The following is a 19,236-nucleotide window of genomic DNA, read 5'->3' as shown; positions in this document are numbered from 1 at the left end:
TCCGACTCTATCAGATCCTTTCGGGCCTGACTCCCAGTCAGAGGGGCTTGTCCTCGCGGCCGCTGGGCCGTTCCGACGAGTGAGACTTTAGCGGATTCCCTGGTCCCGACGCTAATCGGGGCTGCGTCCTTTCGAACGCGGATTCCTCATTTCGCGAATACACATGCCAATGACGCGACGGCAGGACACTGCTCGTCGAGAGTTGGCTGGTACTTGCGGAATGGCTGTCCGGGGACCGACCGGAGTCGGCGCTCACGTCGGACAACTCGGAGAACAGTACGGAGCGGCCCGGGGTGTGTCAACTTCGGCTCGTGCGGTGCCCTGGAGGCGTAGTCTGGGCCGCATGACCACGCGTACGTGCACCCAACTGTGGTGGGCCGCCTGACGGCGGCCGTGCTCACGTATGCACTCAACGGCCGCCGCCTCGGCGGCCGTTTTCGTTTCTCCCTCCAGAGCTCCAGAGGGTCGGCCGGCCGGGACGGCGGTCTCGACCAGGAGGTGGAGAGATGACGCGGGTATTCAGCGGGGTCAAACCGACGGGGCATCTGACGCTGGGGAACTACCTCGGGGCCATGCGGCGGTGGGCCGCCGTCGATCAGCACCAGGCCGATGCGCTGTTCTGCATCGTCGATCTGCACGCGCTGACCGTGGACCACGATCCGGCGCGGGTGCGCCGGCTCAGCAGGCAGGCGGCGACCTTGCTGCTGGCGACGGGACTTGATCCGGAGCTGTGCACCATCTTCGTACAGAGTCATGTGGATGAGCACGCGCGGCTGTCGTATCTGCTGGAGTGCGTGGCCACGGACGGCGAGATGCGGCGGATGATCCAGTACAAGGAGAAGGCCGGGCGCGAGCGGGAGCGGGGCGGGAGTGTGCGGCTGTCGCTGCTGACGTATCCCGTGCTGATGGCGGCGGACATCCTGGCGTACGGGACCGACGAGGTGCCGGTCGGGGACGATCAGGCTCAGCATGTGGAGCTGGCGCGGGATCTGGCGGTGCGGTTCAACCAACGGTACGGGCACACCTTCGTGGTGCCCCGGGCCACGCATCCGGCGGTGGCGACTCGGGTGATGAACCTGCAGGACCCGACGTCGAAGATGGGCAAGAGCGAGGACGTCGGGTCGGGGATCGTCTATCTGCTGGACGAACCGGAGGCCGTGCGCAAGAAGGTGCTGCGGGCCGTGACCGACAGTGGGCAGGAGGTCGTGTACGACCGGGATGCTCGGCCGGGGGTGGCCAATCTGCTGGAGATCCTCGCCGCCTGTACGGATGGGAACCCATCTGACCTGAGCGGTGTATATGAGTCGTACGGCGCTTTGAAGAAGGACACCGCGGAGGCGGTGGTCGAGGTTCTCAGGCCCGTGCAGGAGAGGCACAAGGAGTTGTGCGCGGATCCTGGCTATGTGGAGGGGGTGCTGCGGGATGGGGCTGAGAGGGCCAGGGCCATGGCGCGGCCGACCGTCGATGACGCGTATCGGGCGATCGGGCTGTTGCCTGCGGTCGCCGCTGCTTCGGAGACGGTGATGGGCGCGGCCGCCGCCGGGTGAGGGCCGGCGTGCGGCCCCCTTGTTCGGGGGCCGCGGCGTCAGCTGTTGCCGGAGGCCAGTTCGCGGCTGCGGTCGCGGGCGGCTTCGAGGGCGGCGATGAGTGCGGCTCGTACGCCGTGGTTCTCGAGTTCGCGGATGGCGTTGATGGTCGTGCCCGCGGGGGAGGTGACGTTCTCGCGGAGCTTGACCGGGTGTTCGCCGCTGTCGCGCAGCATGATGGCGGCGCCGATCGCGGACTGGACGATCAGGTCGTGGGCCTTGTCGCGGGGCAGGCCGAGGAGGATGCCGGCGTCCGTCATGGCTTCGACCAGGTAGAAGAAGTACGCCGGGCCGGAGCCGGAGAGGGCCGTGCAGGCGTCCTGCTGGGATTCGGGGACGCGGAGCGTCTTGCCGACGGCGCCGAAGATCTCCTCGGTGTGGGCGAGGTGGTCGGCGGTGGCGTGGGTGCCGGCGGAGATGACGGACATCGCCTCGTCGACGAGTGCGGGGGTGTTCGTCATGACGCGGACGACCGGGGTGCCTGGGGCGAGGCGCTCCTCGAAGAAGGAGGTGGGGATGCCCGCGGCGCCACTGATGACCAGGCGGTCGGCGGGGACGTGCGGGGCGAGTTCGTCGAGGAGGGTGCCCATGTCCTGCGGCTTGACCGTGAGGATCAGGGTGTCGGCGGTCTTGGCGGCCTCCGCGTTGGTGACCGGGGCGACTCCGTAGCGGGTGCGGAGTTCTTCGGCTCGCTCGGGGCGGCGGGCGGTGACCAGGAGGTCGGCCGGGGCCCAGCCGGCGCGGATCATTCCGCTGAGCAGGGCTTCGCCGATCTTGCCGGTGCCGAGGACTGCGACTTTCTGGGTCATGGCTGGGGTGCCCTCCGGGGGTGCGTCGTCCGGGGTTCATCCTCGCACCGGGGGTGGGGGTGCGGCTCGGCTGTCCGGAAGGCGGACGTGTCGGTGGCCTCCTTCGCTCGCGGCGGTCGGGCTGGGATGGGTCATGCGGTGCGGCGGCGCAGGGTGGCCGCGCCCAGGCCGAGGACGAGTAGTGCGCAGCCCGCGACGATCAGTGCGTCGCGTACGAAGGCGGCTGTCATGTCGGTGTGGCGGAGGACTTCGTTCATGCCGTCGACCGCGTAGGACATGGGGAGGACGTTGGACATGGCCTCCAGGACGGGGTGCATGTTGTCGCGGGGGGTGAAGAGGCCGCAGAGGAGGAGTTGGGGGAAGATCACCGCCGGCATGAACTGGACGGCCTGGAACTCGGAGGCGGCGAAGGCCGAGACGAAGAGGCCGAGGGCGGTGCCGAGCAGGGCGTCGAGGAGGGCGACGAGAAGGAGGAGCCAGGGGCTGCCGGTGACGTCCAGGTCGAGGAACCACACGGCGAGGCCGGTGGCGAGGGCGGACTGGATGATCGCGAGGGTGCCGAAGGCGAGTGCGTAGCCGGCGATGAGGTCGCCTTTGCCGAGGGGCATGGCGAGGAGGCGTTCGAGGGTGCCGGAGGTGCGTTCGCGCAGGGTGGCGATGGAGGTGACGAGGAACATCGTGATCAGCGGGAAGATCCCGAGGAGGGAGGCGCCGATGCTGTCGAAGGTGCGCGGGCTGCCGTCGAAGACATAGCGCAGCAGGAGCAGCATCACGCAGGGGATGAGGATCAGCATCGCGATCGTGCGCGGGTCGTGGCGGAGCTGGCGCAGTACCCGGGCCGCGGTGGCGATGGTGCGGGTGGTGTTCAGGGCGCTGGTGGCGGCGGGGGTGCTCGGGCGCGTCGGGCTGGTCGTCGTACTCATCGGGTCGACTCCTTCCTGCGGCCGGCTTCGACGGCCTCGTCGACGAGGTGGAGGAAGGCCGCTTCGACCGTGTCGGAGTGCGTATGGGTGCGGAGGGCGTCCGGGGTGTTGTCGGCGAGGATCTCGCCCTCGCGCATCAGGAGGAGGCGGTGGCAGCGCTCGGCCTCGTCCATGACGTGGGAGGAGATGAGCAAGGTCGCTCCTCGTTGTGCGGCGATGTCGTGGAAGAGGTTCCACAGGTCGCGTCGGAGGACGGGGTCGAGGCCGACGGTGGGTTCGTCGAGGACCAGGAGTTCGGGGGTGCCGAGGAGGGCGACCGCGAGGGAGACGCGGCTGCGTTGGCCGCCGGAGAGGTTTCCGGCGAGGGCGTCGGCGTGGCTGGTGAGGTCGACGTCGGTGATCGCGCGGGTGACGTTGTCGTTGCGGCGGTCGGCTGACGCGCGGCCGGGGGCGAGGATCGCGGCGAAGTAGTCGAGGTTCTGGCGGACGGTCAGGTCGTTGTAGACGGAGGGGGCTTGGGTGACGTAGCCGATGCGGGTGCGGAGGGAGGGGTGGCCGGCGGGGTTGCCGAGGACGTCGAGGGTGCCGGTGACTTTGGCCTGGGTGCCGACGATCGCGCGCAGCAGGGTGGACTTGCCGCATCCGGAGGGGCCCAGCAGGCCGGTGATCTGGCCACGCGGGATGGTGAAGTCGAGGCCGCGCAGGACGGTTCGGGGGCCTCGGACGACGGTGAGTCCTTCCGCGCGGACGGCCGGGGCGTCAGCGCGGACGGACGGGGTCTCGGCACTGACGGACTCGGTGTCGCCTCCGGTGGTTGTTCCCGTGTCCGGTGGCCCGGGATTTATATTCATCATGTGCTGAATATTCCTCCTGTGGGCGATGAGCCGTCAAGCACGCAGGTGGAGTCGGGGTGAGGGTCAGGGGTTGGTGGCCAGCAGCAGGATCACGTCGTAGACCTCCTCGACCATTCCGTCGGGGAAAGTCCTCGTCAGGTGGTTCCGCTCCTCGGCGAGGAAGGCCGCGCTCCCCTCCTCGCCATGGACCAGGAAGACCGAGTGGCTGCCGAGGTTGGCGAGGTGGGTGTCGATGGGGACGCGGCGGCTCCAGCGGACCGCGCGGCGGGTGAAGTCGAGGCGGCCGGTGGGGTCGACGACCTGGGCGTTGACAGCCCTCTTCTCGGCGGAGACGTTCACGCCGAAGTAGCGGCCGGTACGGTCCGCGGCCTCGGCGATCCACGGCACGTCGAGGGCGTCGGTGTTCCACCACAGGGCGAGCGCGCCGCCCGGGCGCAGCACGCGCATGGCTTCCGGGACGGACTGGGCGGGGTCGGTCCAGTGCCAGGCCTGGGCGTAGGTGACGAAGTCGACGGAGGAGGTGGTCAGGGGGAGGGTGTTGCCGTCGCCCCGGATGATCGGGATGCCGGGGTGGGTGCGGCGGAACTGGGCCGCCATACCGTCGCCGGGCTCCACGGCGACCACGTCGGCGCCTCGGGCGTGCAGGAGGGCGGTCGCGATGCCTGTGCCTGCCCCGACGTCGGCGACGCGGGCGCCGGTGAGGGGGTTGCCGGCCAGGTCCGCGATCGCGTCGAAGAGGGCGGGCGGGTACGAGGGGCGATTGGCGGCGTACTGGGCTGCGGCGGCGTTGAAGGACTGGGCTCGGCTGGTGCGGGAGGAAGCCGTCATAGAGCCATGGTGGCCTTCCGCGGGGGCGGGGGGCGGTGAGTTTTTGGTGAGAGGGGAGCGGGACTGGGGCTGGTCCGGGGGCTTGCCTGAGACGCCNCGTCGAAGAGGGCGGGCGGGTACGAGGGGCGATTGGCGGCGTACTGGGCTGCGGCGGCGTTGAAGGACTGGGCTCGGCTGGTGCGGGAGGAAGCCGTCATAGAGCCATGGTGGCCTTCCGCGGGGGCGGGGGGCGGTGAGTTTTTGGTGAGAGGGGAGCGGGACTGGGGCTGGTCCGGGGGCTTGCCTGAGACGCCGGGAGCAGGGGCCCGTACCCGGCTTGTCGGCAGGGATCGCCCGAGACGCCGGGAGCAGAGGCCCGAACCCGGCTTGTCCGCAGGGATCGCCCGAGACGCCGGCAGCAAAGCCCGAACCCCGCTTGTCCGCAAGGATCGCCCGAGACGCCGGCAGCAAAGCCCGAACCCCGCTTGTCCGCAAGGATCGCCCGAGACGCCGGGAGCAGAGGCCCGAACCCGGCTTGTCCACAAGGCCTGCCGAAGACGCCGGCAGCAACGCCCGAACCCCGCTTGTCCGCACGGCTCGCCCGAGACGCCGGGAGCAGAGGCCCGAACCCGGCTTGTCCACAAGGCCTGCCGAAGACGCCGGCAGCAAAGCCCGAACCCCGCTTGTCCGCAAGGATCGCCCGAGACGCCGGGAGCAGAAGTCGGCACGCCTTCCCCCGGGGGCCCTGGGTCGCCTTGTCCGCTCTCACGGGGTCGGCCTGGTCCGGGAGGCGCGGCCTAGCTGTGGCGGGGCGTGCGCTTGTCGTGTTGTTCGAGGGCAGCCTCGTACTCCGCGCGGTGGAGCTTTTCGCCGGGGGCCTCCGCGAGGGAGCGGAAGAAGTAGGCGAAGAGGGAGCCTACGAAGCCGACGGCCAGGAGAGCGCGGAGGGGGGCCTGACGGTCGGAGTCGGGGCGGGCGCCGAAGCCGTCCCAGGTATGGCGGAAGGCGAGGCCGCTGCAGATGCCGAACGCGAAGCCGCTGGTGTCGGCGAGTTGGAGGTCTTCGTAGGCGAAGCGGAAGATCAGGCAGGAGGCGGTCGCGGCGGCCAGGGAGCCGATGGAGACGGCGATGCGGCGGAGGGTGTAGCCGTTGTCGTGGTCGACCCAGGTGGTGCCGAAGAGGCGCAGGGGTTCGGCGGGCGGGGTGCCTCGTTCGTGGCTCACCCGTGGATTATGGCTCCGGATCAGCCGCGGGCTCCGGTGGGTTGGGCTCGGCCGCGGCGGCAAGTGCCGCGGCCGAGCCCGACGCCGGTGGGATCAGGAGCAGCGCGGGCGGATGTAGCCGTCGCTGCCGGTGTTCACGTAGGAGTCCGAGACGTACTGGCCGTTGTCGATGTTGTCCCAGATGTTCGTGGTGCCGTAGGGACCCGAGACCGTCGTACCCGGTGCCTGGCAGAAGATCGGGACCTTGGCGCCCTCGGCCAGGACACGGACGACGGTGTAGTTGGTGCCGGGACCGCTGCGGACGTTCAGGCGGACGCCTGGTGCGACCGAGTAGTAGCGCAGGGCCGTGGTCGTGGCCGCCGCCATGGTGACGGCTTCCGCCGCGTCCCCGCCCTCTGCCACTTCGATGCCGTCGACAGACATGGAAAAACCTCCCCCGTTCGACCCCATGACTGACATGGGGTCCCGTTGATTCCCTGAAAACGCGCCACGAAACACCCGTTCGCGACTCGCACAGAGAAGCTAGCAAGCCGCCTCTGTCTCGTACGAGTCATCGACTAGGCTCCGTGCGTCGCGCGCGCGAATGAAGAGCACGGGGGTGGTCGCATGGCGCCACAGCGCAACACGGGGGCGGGCGCGGAAGCGGAACTTCCCGAGTACGCCGGCCACTACCGTCTGGAGTCCTGTCTGGGCTCCGGGGGCATGGGCGTCGTGCACCTCGCGCGGAGCACCTCGGGGATGAAGCTCGCGGTGAAGGTCGTACACGCCGAGTTCGCCAGGGACCCCGAGTTCAGGGGGCGGTTCCGGCAGGAGGTGGCTGCCGCGCGGAAGGTCAGCGGGGCTTTCACCGCGTCCGTCGTCGATGCCGACTCGGAGGCCGAACGCCCCTGGATGGCCACCTTGTTCATCCCGGGTCCGACCCTGTCCGAGCATGTGAAGCGGAGCGGGGCCATGAGCCCTGCCCAGTTGCGCCGCCTGATGGCCGGGCTGGCCGAGGCGCTGCGTGACATCCATCGGGTCGGCGTGGTGCACCGCGATCTCAAGCCGAGCAACGTGCTGCTCGCCGAGGACGGTCCGAAGGTCATCGACTTCGGCATTTCCCGGCCAAAGGACAGCGAACTGCGGACGGAGACCGGGAAGTTGATCGGGACGCCGCCGTTCATGGCGCCCGAGCAGTTCCGCCGGCCGCGTGAGGTGGGGCCGGCGGCCGACATCTTCGCGCTGGGGTCGGTGATGGTGCACGCGGCGACGGGGCGGGGGCCGTTCGACTCCGACAGTCCGTATGTCGTCGCCTACCAGGTCGTTCATGACGAGCCGGACCTGACCGGCGTACCGGAGACGCTCGCGCCGCTCGTGCTGCGGTGTCTGGCCAAGGAGCCCGAGGACCGGCCCACGCCCGACGAGTTGATGCGGGAACTCCGGTCGGTGGCGGCGTCGTACGACACGCAGGCGTTCATACCGGCGCAGCGGACGGAGAGCCCGCCGGCGCCGGAGCCACGGGTGGAGAAGCCCGAACCGCTGCCCGCGAGACGCAGGGGCAGGTGGGCGGCTGTGGGAGCCGGGGCGCTGGGTCTCGCCGCGATCGTCGCACTGACCTCGGTCCAGCTGTTCGACGGCGACGACGCGGCGCCGCGGGGCAGCAGCACCCCGCAGGCCACGTCGGCCGGGTTCGGCCCGTGGGAGGCGGCGGCCTCACCCGGCAAGGGCACACCGCAATGCGCCTACGGGGCGGGGACCTTGGTCTGCGGGCAGACCGGTTCGGTCTTCGCCCTCGATCCGTCCGACGGACGCCTGCTGTGGCGGCGCTCCGTCCCCGAAGCACGCGACGGGCAGCCGGTCGTGTCGGGTGGACTCGTCCAGCCCGCGCTGGACCGTAGCCGGCACCTGGAGGCGCTCGATCCCGCTTCGGGCAGGACGCGTTGGCAGCGGACCGTGCCCGCGTACAGCGGGCTGGAGCCCGCGGGCGGCATGCTCCTGCTCACCGGCGCCGACGGCACGGTCACCGGCGTGGACGGCGCGTCGGGCGACCCGAAGTGGAACCGCCGGATCCCCGGGCACAAGGCGCCGTACTTCGCCTCCTACGCCGGAGATCCGCTGGCGTACGTCACGAGTACGTCCGACGACGGGAAGAGCACGCGCGTCAGCGCGGTGGACCCGGACACCGGGGACGTGCGGTGGGACAAGCGGCTGAAGGGGGTGCTGGAGCCCGTCGGCAGCTCGGGCGGATCGGTGTTCTTCGTCGCCGTCGACGCGGTCTACGGGGACGCGAGAACCGTGGTCCGCTACACCCCGGACGACGGGACCTCGCGACGGGTGACACTGGCCGTGCCGCTGGAACGGGCCCAGGGCACCGTGCGCGGGAACCGGGTGTACCTCATGGGGACCGGCGGGTCGCTGGTGGCCGTCGACATGGCCGCCCGAAAGCAGCGGTGGAGCCTGGAGACAGGCGTGAGCCGGGGCTCCGCGCCGGTCGTCGACGGACGGCACGTGTACGTCACCGCGCCCGACGGGCGGCTGCTCGCGGTGGATGCCGCGGGCGGCAGGCTTCTCGGGCAGACGCCTTCGCGGCTCGACACCCACTCGGACCAGATCGCCGGCGCGCTGCCCACCCCCGTGACCGCCGACGGCCACGTCTACGCGAGCGCCCCCGACGGCACGGTCTTCGGCGTCCCCGCGGACGATCCCGCCGCCTGGTAGCACCACTAGAAGGACGACTGCCGGCACCGGAGAAGCACGACTTCCAGCGCCGGAGAAAGAGGAAGGGGCCGCCCCCGAGGAGACGGCCCCTGACAACGAACCCTCAGCCCAGCATGCTCACGTCCCGCACGGCGCCCTTGTCCGCGCTCGTGGCCATCGCCGCGTAGGCGCGCAGCGCGGCCGACACCTTGCGCTCGCGGTTCTTGGGGGCGTAGACGCCGCCCAGGGCCTGCTCACGGCGGGCCAGTTCGGCCTCGTCGACCAGCAGCTCGATCGTGCGGTTCGGGATGTCGATGCGGATGCGGTCGCCGTTCTCGACGAGGGCGATCGTGCCGCCGGACGCCGCCTCCGGGGAGGCGTGGCCGATGGACAGCCCCGAGGTGCCGCCGGAGAAGCGGCCGTCGGTGATCAGGGCACAGGCCTTTCCGAGGCCGCGGCCCTTCAGGTACGAGGTCGGGTAGAGCATCTCCTGCATGCCGGGGCCGCCCTTGGGGCCCTCGTAGCGGATGACGACGACGTCGCCCTCCTTGATCTCCTTCAGCAGGATCTTCTCGACGGCCTCCTCCTGCGACTCGCAGACGACCGCCGGGCCCTCGAAGGTCCAGATCGACTCGTCGACGCCGGCCGTCTTGACCACGCAGCCGTCGACGGCGAGGTTGCCCCTGAGGACCGCGAGGCCGCCGTCCTTGGAGTACGCGTGCTCGGCCGAGCGGATGCAGCCGCCCTCGGCGTCCTCGTCCAGCGCCTCCCAGCGCTCGGACTGGGAGAAGGCCTCGGCGGAGCGGACGCAGCCGGGGGCCGCGTGCCACAGCTCCAGGGCCTCGGGGGACGGCGAGCCGCCCCGGACGTCCCACGTCTTCAGCCAGTCCGACAGGGACGGGCTGTGGACGGAGTGCACGTCCTCCCGCAGCAGGCCGGCGCGGTGCAGTTCGCCGAGGAGGGCGGGGATGCCGCCGGCGCGGTGCACGTCCTCCATGTAGTACGTGCGGTCCTTCGCCACGTTCGGGGCGACCTTGGCGAGGCAGGGCACGCGGCGCGAGACCTCGTTGATCTCCTCCAGGCCGAAGGGGACGCCCGCCTCCTGGGCCGCCGCCAGCAGGTGCAGGATCGTGTTGGTCGAGCCGCCCATGGCGATGTCCAGGGCCATCGCGTTCTCGAAGGCCGCGATGGTGGCGACGTTGCGGGGCAGGACCGTGTCGTCGTCCTGCTCGTAGTAGCGCCGGGTGATGTCCATGACGGTGCGCGCGGCGTCGACGTACAGCTGCTTGCGGGCGGTGTGGGTGGCCAGGACCGAGCCGTTGCCCGGCAGGGACAGCCCGATCGCCTCCGTCAGGCAGTTCATCGAGTTGGCGGTGAACATGCCGGAACAGCTGCCGCAGGTCGGACAGGCGTTCTCCTCGATACGGAGCATGTCCGCGTCCGAGATCTTGTCGTTCACGGCCTCGGACATCGCGTCGACCAGGTCGAGCGTGCGGACCGTGCCGTCGACCAGGGTCGCGCGGCCGGACTCCATCGGGCCGCCGGAGACGAAGACCGTCGGGATGTTCAGCCGCAGGGCGGCGTTCAGCATGCCCGGCGTGATCTTGTCGCAGTTGGAGATGCAGACCAGGGCGTCGGCGCAGTGTGCCTCGACCATGTACTCCACGCTGTCCGCGATCAGGTCGCGGGAGGGGAGGCTGTAGAGCATGCCTCCGTGCCCCATCGCGATGCCGTCGTCCACCGCGATGGTGTTGAACTCACGCGGGATGCCGCCGGCCTCGACGATCGCCTGGCTGACGATCCGGCCGACCGGCTGCAGGTGGGTGTGGCCGGGGACGAACTCCGTGAAGCTGTTCGCGACCGCGATGATCGGCTTGCGGCCGATGTCCGCACCGGGTACACCGGAGGCACGCATAAGGGCGCGTGCGCCCGCCATGTTGCGGCCGTGGGTGACTGTGCGGGACCTCAGCTCGGGCATCGTCGCTCGCTCCTTCAGGGACTGCAGAGACTGCGATCAGAGACTTCTGACTGCTAACGAGCGTACGCCGGTCATCCAGGGGGCGGACAGGTTGTCCGGAATGCGGGATGCACGTCTCACGCTCCCTGGGACATCTCCAGGGGCCCAGGACATCCTCAGGGGCCGGTCAGATGCCCCTGCACCACCGGCGCCACCCGCGCGATGATCCCCTCCACGTCCGCCGACGCCAGCGGCTCCACCTTGATCACGTACCGCAGCATGGCGATGCCGACCAGCTGCGCGGCCGCCAGCTCGGCGCGCAGTTCCGCGTCGGGGGCGTCGACCTCACCCGCGACCCGGGACAGCAGCTGTGTGGAGACCAGCCGGCGGAAGACGGTGGCCGCGGTGTCGTTGTTCATGGCCGACCGGACGATCGCCAGGAGCGGGGTCCTGGTCACCGGGTTCTCCCAGAGACCGAAGAACATGCGGGTCAGGCGCTCGCCGACGGCGTCGGCCGTGCCGTCGAGGACCTTGTCGCGTGCCGTGAGCACGGGGGCGAGAGCGACCTCGATGGCCGCCTCGAAGACCTGCTCCTTGGTGCCGAAGTAGTGGTGGACCAGGGCCGAATCGACCCCGGCCGCCTTCGCGATGCCCCGCACGGACGTCTTCTCGTAGCCGCGCTCGGAGAACTCCTCGCGGGCCACGGTCAGGATGCGGTCGCGGGTGTCGGCCGGTTCCGTACGACGGGGGCGGCCCCGCTTGCGGGCGGTGACGTCGTTCACCGCCGGGGCACCTTCGCCGCCGAGGCCAGGTGAAGGCGCGCGAAGGCCAGGGCCTCGGCGAGGTCGGCCTCACGTTCGGCGCTGGACATGGCCCGCCGGGTGTTGACCTCGATGACGACATGGCCGTCGAAGCCGGTCAGCGCGAGACGGTCCAGCACCTCGGCACAGGGTTGGGTGCCTCGTCCCGGGACGAGGTGCTCGTCCTTGGCGGAGCCCCGGCCGTCCGCGAGGTGGACGTGGCCGAGCCGGTCGCCCATGCGGTCGATCATCTGGAGGGCGTCGGAACGGGCCGTCGCCGCGTGACTGAGATCGATCGTGAAGTGACGGTAGTCCTCCTTCGTCACGTCCCAGTCGGGCGCGTAGGCGAGCATCTCGCGGTCGCGGTAGCGCCAGGGGTACATGTTCTCGACGGCGAACCGTACGTCCGTCTCGTTCGCCATGCGCCAGATCCCGCTGACGAAGTCACGGGCGTACTGCCGCTGCCAGCGGAACGGCGGGTGCACGACGACGGTGCTCGCGCCGAGCTTCTCGGCGGCCGCCTGGGCCCGCTGGAGCTTGGTCCAGGGGTCGGTGGACCACACGCGCTGCGTGATGAGCAGGCAGGGGGCGTGCACCGCGAGGATCGGGATCCGGTGATAGTCGCTGAGTCTGCGCAGCGCCTCGATGTCCTGGCTGACGGGGTCGGTCCACACCATGACCTCGACGCCGTCGTACCCGAGGCGCGCGGCGATCTCGAAGGCGGTCGCCGTCGACTCCGGGTAGACGGAGGCCGTGGACAGGGCGACCTTCGCATCCGGAATGCGTACGACTGGCTCTGCCATGGGGGACAGATTACGGGGTGCGGTCGGGTCGGTGCGGGGTGGCTCTGCGCCGTTGTGGCGTTCGCCATACGGCGGGTGCGGTTCGTCGTGGCTTGGCACACACCGCCGTGACTCGCCGCGGCTTGGCACACACCGCCGTGACTCGTCGTACCCCGCGGCGCAGCCGCCGGTCGAAACGGCCCCGCGCCTCAAGGGGCGCTACACGGACCCCATGTGATCCAGCCGCCGCAGGATCACGCCCTCCCGCAGCGCCCACGGACAGATCTCCACGCTCTCCACACCGAACAGGTCCATCGCCCCCTCCGCCACCAACGCGCCCGCGAGGAGCTGGTTCGCGCGGCCCTCGGAGACTCCGGGAAGGTCGGCCCGCTCGGCGGTCGTCATGCCGGCGAGCCGGGGGACCCATGCCTCCAGGGACTCGCGCTTCAGTTCGCGCTGGACGTACAGGCCCTCCGTGGAGCGGGCGGCGCCGGCCAGACGGGCCAGCTGCTTGAAGGTCTTGGACGTGGCGACGACGTGGTCGGGGGCGCCGAGGCGGGTGAACTCGCCGACGGTACGGGCGATCTGGGCGCGGACGTGGCGTCGTAGGGCCCGTATCGCCTCGGGGTCCGGGGGGTCGCCGGGGAGCCAGCCCGCGGTGAGGCGGCCCGCGCCGAGGGGCAGGGAGACGGCGGCGTCGGGTTCCTCGTCCATGCCGTACGCGATCTCCAGGGAGCCGCCGCCGATGTCGAGGACGAGGAGCTTGCCCACGGACCAGCCGAACCAGCGGCGCGCGGCGAGGAAGGTGAGCCGGGCCTCCTCGGCGCCGGTGAGGACCTGGAGTTCCACGCCGGTTTCGGTCTGCACGCGCGCGAGGACGTCGTCGGCGTTGCTGGCCTCGCGCACGGCGGAGGTCGCGAACGGCAGCAGGTCCTCGACGCCCTTGTCCTCGGCGGCCTGGAGCGCGTCGTGGACGACCCCTATGAGCTTGTCGACACCTTCGGGGCCGATCGCTCCGTCCTCGTCGTGGAGTTGGGAAAGGCGCAGCTCCGCCTTGTGCGAGTGCGCCGGAAGCGGGTGCGCGCCGGGGTGGGCGTCCACCACCAGCAAGTGCACCGTGTTCGATCCCACGTCGAGGACACCGAGTCTCATGTAGGGCACGCTACTGCCAGCGGAGGCGGGCACTGTTGCCGGAGCCGTTGTTGGGGCCGTCCATGTGGCTGGCCCTGGACCGGCCTCGGGCGACTTACCCTGGACGGGTGCCAAAGACGAAAAAGGCGAAGAACGACAAGACGGCCAAAACAGCCAAGGGTTCTTCGCAGGCGAAAGCACCGAAGAAGTCGAAGCAGGCCCCGGCAGGCGACGAGAAGGGGCTCGACTTCGCGCGCGCATGGGTGGAATTCCCTGATCCGGCGGACGACGAGCAGGTCTTCCGCTGCGATCTGACATGGCTGACCTCCCGGTGGAACTGCATCTTCGGCAGTGGCTGCCAGGGCATCCAGGCGGGCCGCGCGGACGACGGGTGCTGCACGCTGGGTGCCCACTTCTCCGACGAGGACGACGAGAAGCGGGTCGCCGAACATGTGGCCAGGCTCACGCCGGAAATCTGGCAGTACCACGACGAGGGCACACGCAACGGCTGGGTCTCCGAGGACGAGGACGGCGACCGCCAGACCCGCCCGCACCAGGGCTCCTGCATCTTCCAGAACCGGCCGGGGTTCGCCGGCGGCGCGGGCTGCTCGCTGCACATCCTCGCCCTGAAGGAGGGCCGCGAGCCCCTGGAGACCAAGCCGGACGTCTGCTGGCAGCTGCCGGTGCGGCGGACGTACGAGTGGATCGACCGGCCCGACGACACGCGCGTGCTCCAGGTGTCGATCGGTGAGTACGACCGCCGGGGCTGGGGTCCGGGCGGCCACGACCTGCACTGGTGGTGCACGTCGGCGACCTCGGCGCACGGCGCGGGCGATCCGGTGTACGTCTCCTACCGGCCGGAGCTGGTCGAGCTGATGGGCAAGGCGGGCTACGACCGCCTGGTCGAGCTGTGCGAGGAGCGGCTGGCCGCGCAGCTGCCGCTGCTGGCACCGCATCCGGCGGACCCGCATCCGGCCGGCCCGCATCCGGCCGGCCCGCATCCGGCGGATCCTGTCGGCTGACAAGGCTCGGGACCCGTACGGCCTACGACGTGGCCGTGTTCGGGTCGCCGCCGTCGCCGTCGCCGGGCGGTGGTGTCGGGTCCCCGGGGCCGGTCGAGACGGAGTCGGTGGGTGTGGGCTGCGGGTCGGGCGACGAGGGCGGGTCGCTCGGGGCGGGGTCCGAGGGGTCCGGGTTCGCCGGGGTCGGGTCGGGGCCGGGTTCGGACGGGGGCGGGTCGCTGGGATGGCCGGGACCCGGGTCGTGGCCGTGCCCGGGGTCGGGACCGGGGTCGGAGGGGCCGGGCGCGGTGCCGTAGCCCTCGATGGCCACGACGGCGCCGGCCGGTGCGATCGCCACGCGCGCGCTCCAGTACCCGGACGGCTCGCGCAGATGGTCGACGTACACCTTGATCGTCAACGTTTCGCCCGGTGCGAGCGTTCCCGCCGACTGGCTGAGGTAGAGCCAGGAGGCTCCCGTGGTCGCGGACCAGCGCACCGGCGCGGAGCCGGTCGCGGTGAGGGTGACCAGCGTGGTGTCGCCCCTGTTGTCGGCGGCCACCTCCAGGCGCCCGGTGCCCTTCTTGCCCGCGCCCACGACGCTGATGACCTCCACGGACACGTCGGGCTTGTCGCCCTTGGTGAAGCGGCCGCCGGGGCGGGTGCTGGCGTTGCCGGCGTTCTCGTAACCTCCGGTCGCCGACTCTCCGTCGAGGCTGTCGGCGCCGTGGGCCTCGCTGGCGCTGGCGGCGCCGCCCGGGCCCTCGCCGGTCGGGGTGGCCCGGTAGGCGGCCCAGAGGGCGAGCACGGGGGCGGCCACGACGGTGGCGACGACGGTCGTCGTGACGGCACGCGCGCGTAGCCGGTCTCTTCGGGCGGCCCGGTCCTTGGGATCCATCGGGAAGCCACGCCGGTCGAAGCGGGGCGCGGCGGTGCCCCGCGCGCGCGGGAGGTGCGCCAGAACCACGTGCAGGGCCGCGCGGGGCGCCTCCAGGACGGGCAGTTCGGCGGGGGTGACGGCGGCGCCGGGCCAGTGGCCGGGGACCGCCCGCTCGGCCGTACGGCGGCAGCGCGGGCAGTCGTCGACGTGCCGGACCAGCTCGCGGCGCACGGCGGCGCTGAGCACCAGCTGGTTGTCGCCGGTGAGCCGGGCCACACCCGGGCAGCCGCCGGTCTCGACGACGGCGAGGGCCGCGCGGGTGCGCTCGACCTCGCAGGCGGCGGAGGCGAGCAGTTCGCGGGCGGCGGCCGGGTCCATGCCGAGGACGGCGGCGACCTCCTGGGCGGCGAGATGGTGGCGCACCGCGAGTTCGAGTGCCTCACGCTGCTCCGGGGTGGTGCCGGCGGCCTCCGGCCAGGCGAGCAGGGCCAGTTCGCGCCGGCGCTGCTCCTGCGTCTCCTCGGAGACCGGCGGGGTGGCGGACGGACGGCGCTCGGCGTCGGCGCGTCCTGCCGCGTGCGTGCTCTGACGTTTCTGCTTGGCCTCGGACAGCTTGCGCAGACAGGCCCAGCGGGCCAGTGCGTACAGCCAGGCCCGGCGGTCGCCGGCCGCCTCCGGGCTGCGGCGCCTGTCGGCGAGCGCGAGGACGTCGCCGAGGGCGGCGGTCGCGGTGTCGTGGTCGCACAGCACGGACAGGCAGTAGGTGAACAGGCCGTCGAGGTAGGGCTCGTAGCGCGCGGGCGGGCGCTGCGCCAGCGTGCGCGCCGCCGCGCGGTCTCGCGCCTCCCGGTGCGACCGGTGTGTGCCGGTGGTGCGGGTCGAGGTCTCCGGACTGCTGCTCATCACCCGTGGACCGTAGGGGGCCGGAGTTGGCCCCTTCGATACCCTTGAGCACTTTTAATCCGTACGGGTGAAACGATCCCTCAATAGGGGACAGGAACGCCTCGTTCCGTGGCTCGTTCCCGATGGGAGTGGCCGGTTCCGGCGGGTCCACGCGGCGCGGGAGCGGGGGGTTCGGGGTACCTCCGGCGGCCGCCGCCCGGGTTGTCAGTGGCGGCGGTTACGGTTCGTGCATGCCTGCCCGCACGAAGTCCGCCAAGGAGCGCCCGTCCTACCGCTGCACCGAGTGCGGCTGGCAGACGGCCAAGTGGCTCGGCCGTTGCCCCGAGTGCCAGGCCTGGGGGACGGTCGAGGAGTACGGCGCGCCCGCAGTCCGTACGACCACCCCGGGCCGCGTCACCACCTCCGCCGTGCCCATCGGCCAGGTCGACGGCCGGCAGGCCACCGCCCGCTCCACCGGTGTGCCCGAGCTGGACCGGGTGCTGGGCGGCGGTCTGGTGCCCGGCGCGGTGGTCCTGGTCGCGGGCGAGCCCGGCGTCGGCAAGTCCACGCTGCTTCTCGACGTGGCGGCCAAGTCGGCGAGCGACGAGCACCGCACCCTCTATGTGACCGGCGAGGAGTCGGCGAGCCAGGTCCGGCTGCGCGCCGACCGCATCAAGGCGATCGACGACCACCTGTACCTCGCCGCCGAGACGGATCTGTCCGCCGTGCTCGGGCACTTGGACGCGGTGAAGCCCTCCCTGCTGATCCTCGACTCCGTGCAGACCATCGCCTCCCCGGAGATCGACGGCGCCCCCGGCGGCATGTCCCAGGTGCGCGAGGTGGCGGGCGCCCTGATCCGCGTCTCCAAGGAGCGTGGCATGGCCACGCTCCTTGTGGGCCATGTCACCAAGGACGGCGCCATCGCGGGCCCGCGCCTGCTGGAGCACCTCGTGGACGTCGTGCTGAGCTTCGAGGGCGACCGGCACGCGCGCCTGCGTCTCGTGCGAGGCGTCAAGAACCGCTACGGCACCACGGACGAGGTCGGCTGCTTCGAGCTGCACGACGAGGGCATCACCGGCCTCGCCGACCCGAGCGGCCTGTTCCTGACCCGCCGGGCCGAGCCGGTGCCCGGCACCTGCCTGACCGTCACCCTGGAGGGCCGCCGCCCCCTGGTCGCCGAGGTCCAGGCACTCACCGTCGACTCCCAGATCCCCTCCCCCAGGCGGACCACGTCCGGCCTGGAGACCTCCCGCGTCTCGATGATGCTGGCCGTCCTGGAACAGCGCGGCCGGATCAGCGCCCTGGGTAAACGGGACATCTACTCGGCGACGGTCGGCGGTGTGAAGTTGTCGGAGCCCGCCGCGGACCTCGCCATCGCCCTCGCCCTGGCTTCCGCGGCCAGCGACACCCCCCTGCCCAAGAACCTCGTCGCGATCGGCGAAGTCGGCCTTGCGGGCGAGGTCAGACGGGTCACGGGCGTGCAGCGCCGGCTCTCCGAAGCACACCGTCTGGGCTTCACGCACGCGCTCGTTCCGGGCGATCCGGGCAAGATCCCGCCCGGCATGAAGGTGCTGGAAGTAGCGGACATAGGGGACGCCCTGAGGGTCCTTCCACGCTCGCGTCGGCGAGAGGCCCCACGGGACGAGGAGGACCGCCGGTAGACTTTGCCCAGGTCTCGCCCGTCCGTACGAACCACATGTGCGAAACGGGAGCGCCCCAGAACCTGCGACCGGAGGAGTGCAGTGGCAGCCAACGACCGGGCAGCAGCTCCCGGAAAGTCCGGCGGGAGTTCCGGCGCCGATGGCCTCATGCGCGCCTCACTGAGCGCTGTGGCTCCCGGCACGCCCCTGCGCGACGGCCTTGAGCGGGTCCTGCGCGGCAACACCGGCGGCCTCATGGTGCTCGGCTCCGACAAGACCGTCGAATCGATGTGTACGGGCGGTTTCGTCCTGGATGTCGAGTTCACGGCAACCCGGCTGCGGGAGCTGTGCAAGCTCGACGGCGGCATCGTGCTGTCCTCCGACCTGTCGAAGATCCTCCGGGCGGGCGTCCAACTGCTGCCCGACCCGACGATCCCGACGGAGGAGACGGGAACCCGGCACCGCACCGCGGACCGCGTGAGCAAGCAGGTCGGCTTCCCGGTCGTCTCCGTCTCCCAGTCGATGCGGCTCATCGCCCTGTACGTCGACGGCCAGCGCCGCGTCCTGGAGGACTCGGCGGCGATCCTGTCCCGCGCCAACCAGGCTCTCGCGACCCTGGAGCGCTACAAGCTCCGCCTCGACGAGGTCGCGGGCACGCTGTCCGCGCTGGAGATCGAGGACCTGGTGACCGTCCGGGACGTCTCGGCGGTCGCCCAGCGCCTGGAGATGGTCCGCCGCATCGCCACCGAGATCGCCGAGTACGTGGTGGAGCTCGGCACCGACGGACGGCTCCTCGCCCTGCAGCTGGACGAGTTGATCGCCGGTGTGGAGCCCGAGCGCGAGCTGGTCGTGCGCGACTACGTCCCGGAGCCCACCGCGAAACGCTCCCGCACCGTCGAGGAGGCGCTGTACGAACTCGACGCCCTCAGCCACGCCGAGCTCCTCGAACTGACCACGGTGGCACGCGCCTTGGGTTACACCGGGTCTCCGGAAGCACTGGACTCGGCGGTGTCGCCGCGGGGCTTCCGACTGCTGGCGAAGGTGCCCAGGCTGCCGGGGGCGATCATCGACCGGCTGGTGGAGCACTTCGGCGGCCTGCAGAAGCTGCTCGCCGCCAGCGTGGACGACCTGCAGACGGTGGACGGGGTCGGCGAGGCACGGGCGCGGAGCGTGCGCGAGGGCCTTTCGCGACTGGCGGAGTCGTCGATCCTGGAGCGGTACGTCTGATTTCGCGGCCGGCGGAGTCGGCGAACCTGGAGCGGTACGTCTGAGGCTCCCGCCCCGGGCG

The 19,236-nt window shown here is 71.3% G+C and carries 16 protein-coding genes; 5 read left to right on the top strand and 11 right to left on the bottom strand.

The features are described 5' to 3' along the window. Positions 1-506 precede the first annotated feature (506 nt). Positions 507-1,547: a tryptophan--tRNA ligase gene (gene trpS, locus ACWBNA_RS02165; protein ID WP_482701661.1), complete on the top strand. Its 1,041-nt coding sequence runs from the start codon at positions 507-509 to the stop codon at positions 1,545-1,547. Between the two features lie 38 nt (positions 1,548-1,585). Here trpS and proC read toward each other — a convergent pair whose 3' ends face one another. From proC to ACWBNA_RS02135, 6 genes are all read right to left on the bottom strand, one after another. Then, positions 1,586-2,395, bottom strand: coding sequence for a pyrroline-5-carboxylate reductase (gene proC / locus ACWBNA_RS02160; protein ID WP_482701659.1), 810 nt, complete (start codon positions 2,393-2,395; stop codon positions 1,586-1,588). Between the two features lie 131 nt (positions 2,396-2,526). Beyond that, positions 2,527-3,318, bottom strand: coding sequence for an ABC transporter permease (locus ACWBNA_RS02155; RefSeq protein WP_482701657.1), 792 nt, complete (start codon positions 3,316-3,318; stop codon positions 2,527-2,529). Further along, positions 3,315-4,172: an ABC transporter ATP-binding protein gene (locus ACWBNA_RS02150; protein ID WP_482701655.1), complete on the bottom strand. Its 858-nt coding sequence runs from the start codon at positions 4,170-4,172 to the stop codon at positions 3,315-3,317. The genes ACWBNA_RS02155 and ACWBNA_RS02150 overlap by 4 nt, the downstream gene beginning before the upstream one ends. Positions 4,173-4,235: 63 nt before the next feature. Beyond that, entirely contained in the window at positions 4,236-5,000 is a 765-nt protein-coding gene (locus ACWBNA_RS02145) for a class I SAM-dependent methyltransferase (protein ID WP_482701654.1), read from the bottom strand. 776 nt (positions 5,001-5,776) lie between these two features. Next, complete coding sequence (locus ACWBNA_RS02140) at positions 5,777-6,202, bottom strand: EamA/RhaT family transporter (RefSeq protein WP_482701652.1); 426 nt, start codon at positions 6,200-6,202, stop codon at positions 5,777-5,779. Between the two features lie 93 nt (positions 6,203-6,295). Next, a complete protein-coding gene (locus ACWBNA_RS02135; protein ID WP_482701650.1) occupies positions 6,296-6,625 on the bottom strand; it encodes an SH3 domain-containing protein in 330 nt (109 codons plus the stop codon). 183 nt (positions 6,626-6,808) lie between these two features. Here ACWBNA_RS02135 and ACWBNA_RS02130 point away from each other — a divergent pair, with 183 nt between their 5' ends. Beyond that, a complete protein-coding gene (locus tag ACWBNA_RS02130) occupies positions 6,809-8,899 on the top strand; it encodes a serine/threonine-protein kinase (protein WP_482701648.1) in 2,091 nt (696 codons plus the stop codon). A gap of 103 nt (positions 8,900-9,002) precedes the next feature. On the opposite strand, the gene ilvD is transcribed toward ACWBNA_RS02130, so the two are convergent. The 4 genes from ilvD to ACWBNA_RS02110 all read right to left on the bottom strand — a co-directional run bounded on the left by ilvD (position 9,003) and on the right by ACWBNA_RS02110 (position 13,569). Continuing rightward, complete coding sequence (gene ilvD / locus ACWBNA_RS02125; protein WP_482701646.1) at positions 9,003-10,856, bottom strand: dihydroxy-acid dehydratase; 1,854 nt, start codon at positions 10,854-10,856, stop codon at positions 9,003-9,005. A 155-nt stretch (positions 10,857-11,011) separates the two neighbouring features. After that, the gene (locus tag ACWBNA_RS02120; protein ID WP_482701644.1) at positions 11,012-11,617 is read right to left on the bottom strand and encodes a TetR/AcrR family transcriptional regulator; all 606 of its coding nucleotides are present in this window, start codon (positions 11,615-11,617) and stop codon (positions 11,012-11,014) included. Continuing rightward, positions 11,614-12,438, bottom strand: coding sequence for a sugar phosphate isomerase/epimerase family protein (locus ACWBNA_RS02115; RefSeq protein WP_482701642.1), 825 nt, complete (start codon positions 12,436-12,438; stop codon positions 11,614-11,616). Before ACWBNA_RS02115 ends, ACWBNA_RS02120 begins: the two co-directional genes overlap by 4 nt. Positions 12,439-12,636: 198 nt before the next feature. After that, the gene (locus ACWBNA_RS02110) at positions 12,637-13,569 is read right to left on the bottom strand and encodes a Ppx/GppA family phosphatase (RefSeq protein WP_482701640.1); all 933 of its coding nucleotides are present in this window, start codon (positions 13,567-13,569) and stop codon (positions 12,637-12,639) included. Between the two features lie 107 nt (positions 13,570-13,676). Between ACWBNA_RS02110 and ACWBNA_RS02105 the strand changes: the two genes are divergently transcribed. Beyond that, on the top strand, positions 13,677-14,570 hold the full coding sequence (locus tag ACWBNA_RS02105; RefSeq protein ID WP_482701639.1) for a DUF3109 family protein: 894 nt from the start codon (positions 13,677-13,679) through the stop codon (positions 14,568-14,570). Positions 14,571-14,592: 22 nt separating this feature from the next. Here the strand turns inward: ACWBNA_RS02105 and ACWBNA_RS02100 are convergent, their stop codons facing one another. Beyond that, positions 14,593-16,329: a BACON domain-containing protein gene (locus ACWBNA_RS02100; protein ID WP_482701700.1), complete on the bottom strand. Its 1,737-nt coding sequence runs from the start codon at positions 16,327-16,329 to the stop codon at positions 14,593-14,595. A gap of 230 nt (positions 16,330-16,559) precedes the next feature. On the opposite strand from ACWBNA_RS02100, the gene radA reads away from it, so the two are divergent. After that, on the top strand, positions 16,560-17,969 hold the full coding sequence (gene radA / locus ACWBNA_RS02095) for a DNA repair protein RadA (RefSeq protein WP_482701637.1): 1,410 nt from the start codon (positions 16,560-16,562) through the stop codon (positions 17,967-17,969). A gap of 81 nt (positions 17,970-18,050) precedes the next feature. Beyond that, positions 18,051-19,175: a DNA integrity scanning diadenylate cyclase DisA gene (disA, locus tag ACWBNA_RS02090; RefSeq protein WP_217235039.1), complete on the top strand. Its 1,125-nt coding sequence runs from the start codon at positions 18,051-18,053 to the stop codon at positions 19,173-19,175. The last annotated feature ends 61 nt before the right edge of the window (positions 19,176-19,236 follow it).

It is taken from the genome of Streptomyces sp. Q2 (assembly GCF_056820935.1).
The sequence above is the reverse complement of the archived record's forward strand: the minus strand, read 5'-3'. Positions and strand labels throughout refer to the sequence as shown.

Bases quoted from the DNA above. Each gene is read 5' to 3' on its own strand.
- trpS (WP_482701661.1), top strand. From the start codon at position 507: ATGACGCGGGTATTCAGCGGGGTCAAACCGACGGGGCATCTGACGCTG.
- proC (WP_482701659.1), bottom strand. From the start codon at position 2,395: ATGACCCAGAAAGTCGCAGTCCTCGGCACCGGCAAGATCGGCGAAGCC.
- ACWBNA_RS02155 (WP_482701657.1), bottom strand. From the start codon at position 3,318: ATGAGTACGACGACCAGCCCGACGCGCCCGAGCACCCCCGCCGCCACC.
- ACWBNA_RS02150 (WP_482701655.1), bottom strand. From the start codon at position 4,172: ATGATGAATATAAATCCCGGGCCACCGGACACGGGAACAACCACCGGA.
- ACWBNA_RS02145 (WP_482701654.1), bottom strand. From the start codon at position 5,000: ATGACGGCTTCCTCCCGCACCAGCCGAGCCCAGTCCTTCAACGCCGCC.
- ACWBNA_RS02135 (WP_482701650.1), bottom strand. From the start codon at position 6,625: ATGTCTGTCGACGGCATCGAAGTGGCAGAGGGCGGGGACGCGGCGGAA.
- ACWBNA_RS02130 (WP_482701648.1), top strand. From the start codon at position 6,809: ATGGCGCCACAGCGCAACACGGGGGCGGGCGCGGAAGCGGAACTTCCC.
- ilvD (WP_482701646.1), bottom strand. From the start codon at position 10,856: ATGCCCGAGCTGAGGTCCCGCACAGTCACCCACGGCCGCAACATGGCG.
- ACWBNA_RS02115 (WP_482701642.1), bottom strand. From the start codon at position 12,438: ATGGCAGAGCCAGTCGTACGCATTCCGGATGCGAAGGTCGCCCTGTCC.
- ACWBNA_RS02110 (WP_482701640.1), bottom strand. From the start codon at position 13,569: ATGAGACTCGGTGTCCTCGACGTGGGATCGAACACGGTGCACTTGCTG.
- ACWBNA_RS02100 (WP_482701700.1), bottom strand. From the start codon at position 16,329: ATGAGCAGCAGTCCGGAGACCTCGACCCGCACCACCGGCACACACCGG.
- radA (WP_482701637.1), top strand. From the start codon at position 16,560: ATGCCTGCCCGCACGAAGTCCGCCAAGGAGCGCCCGTCCTACCGCTGC.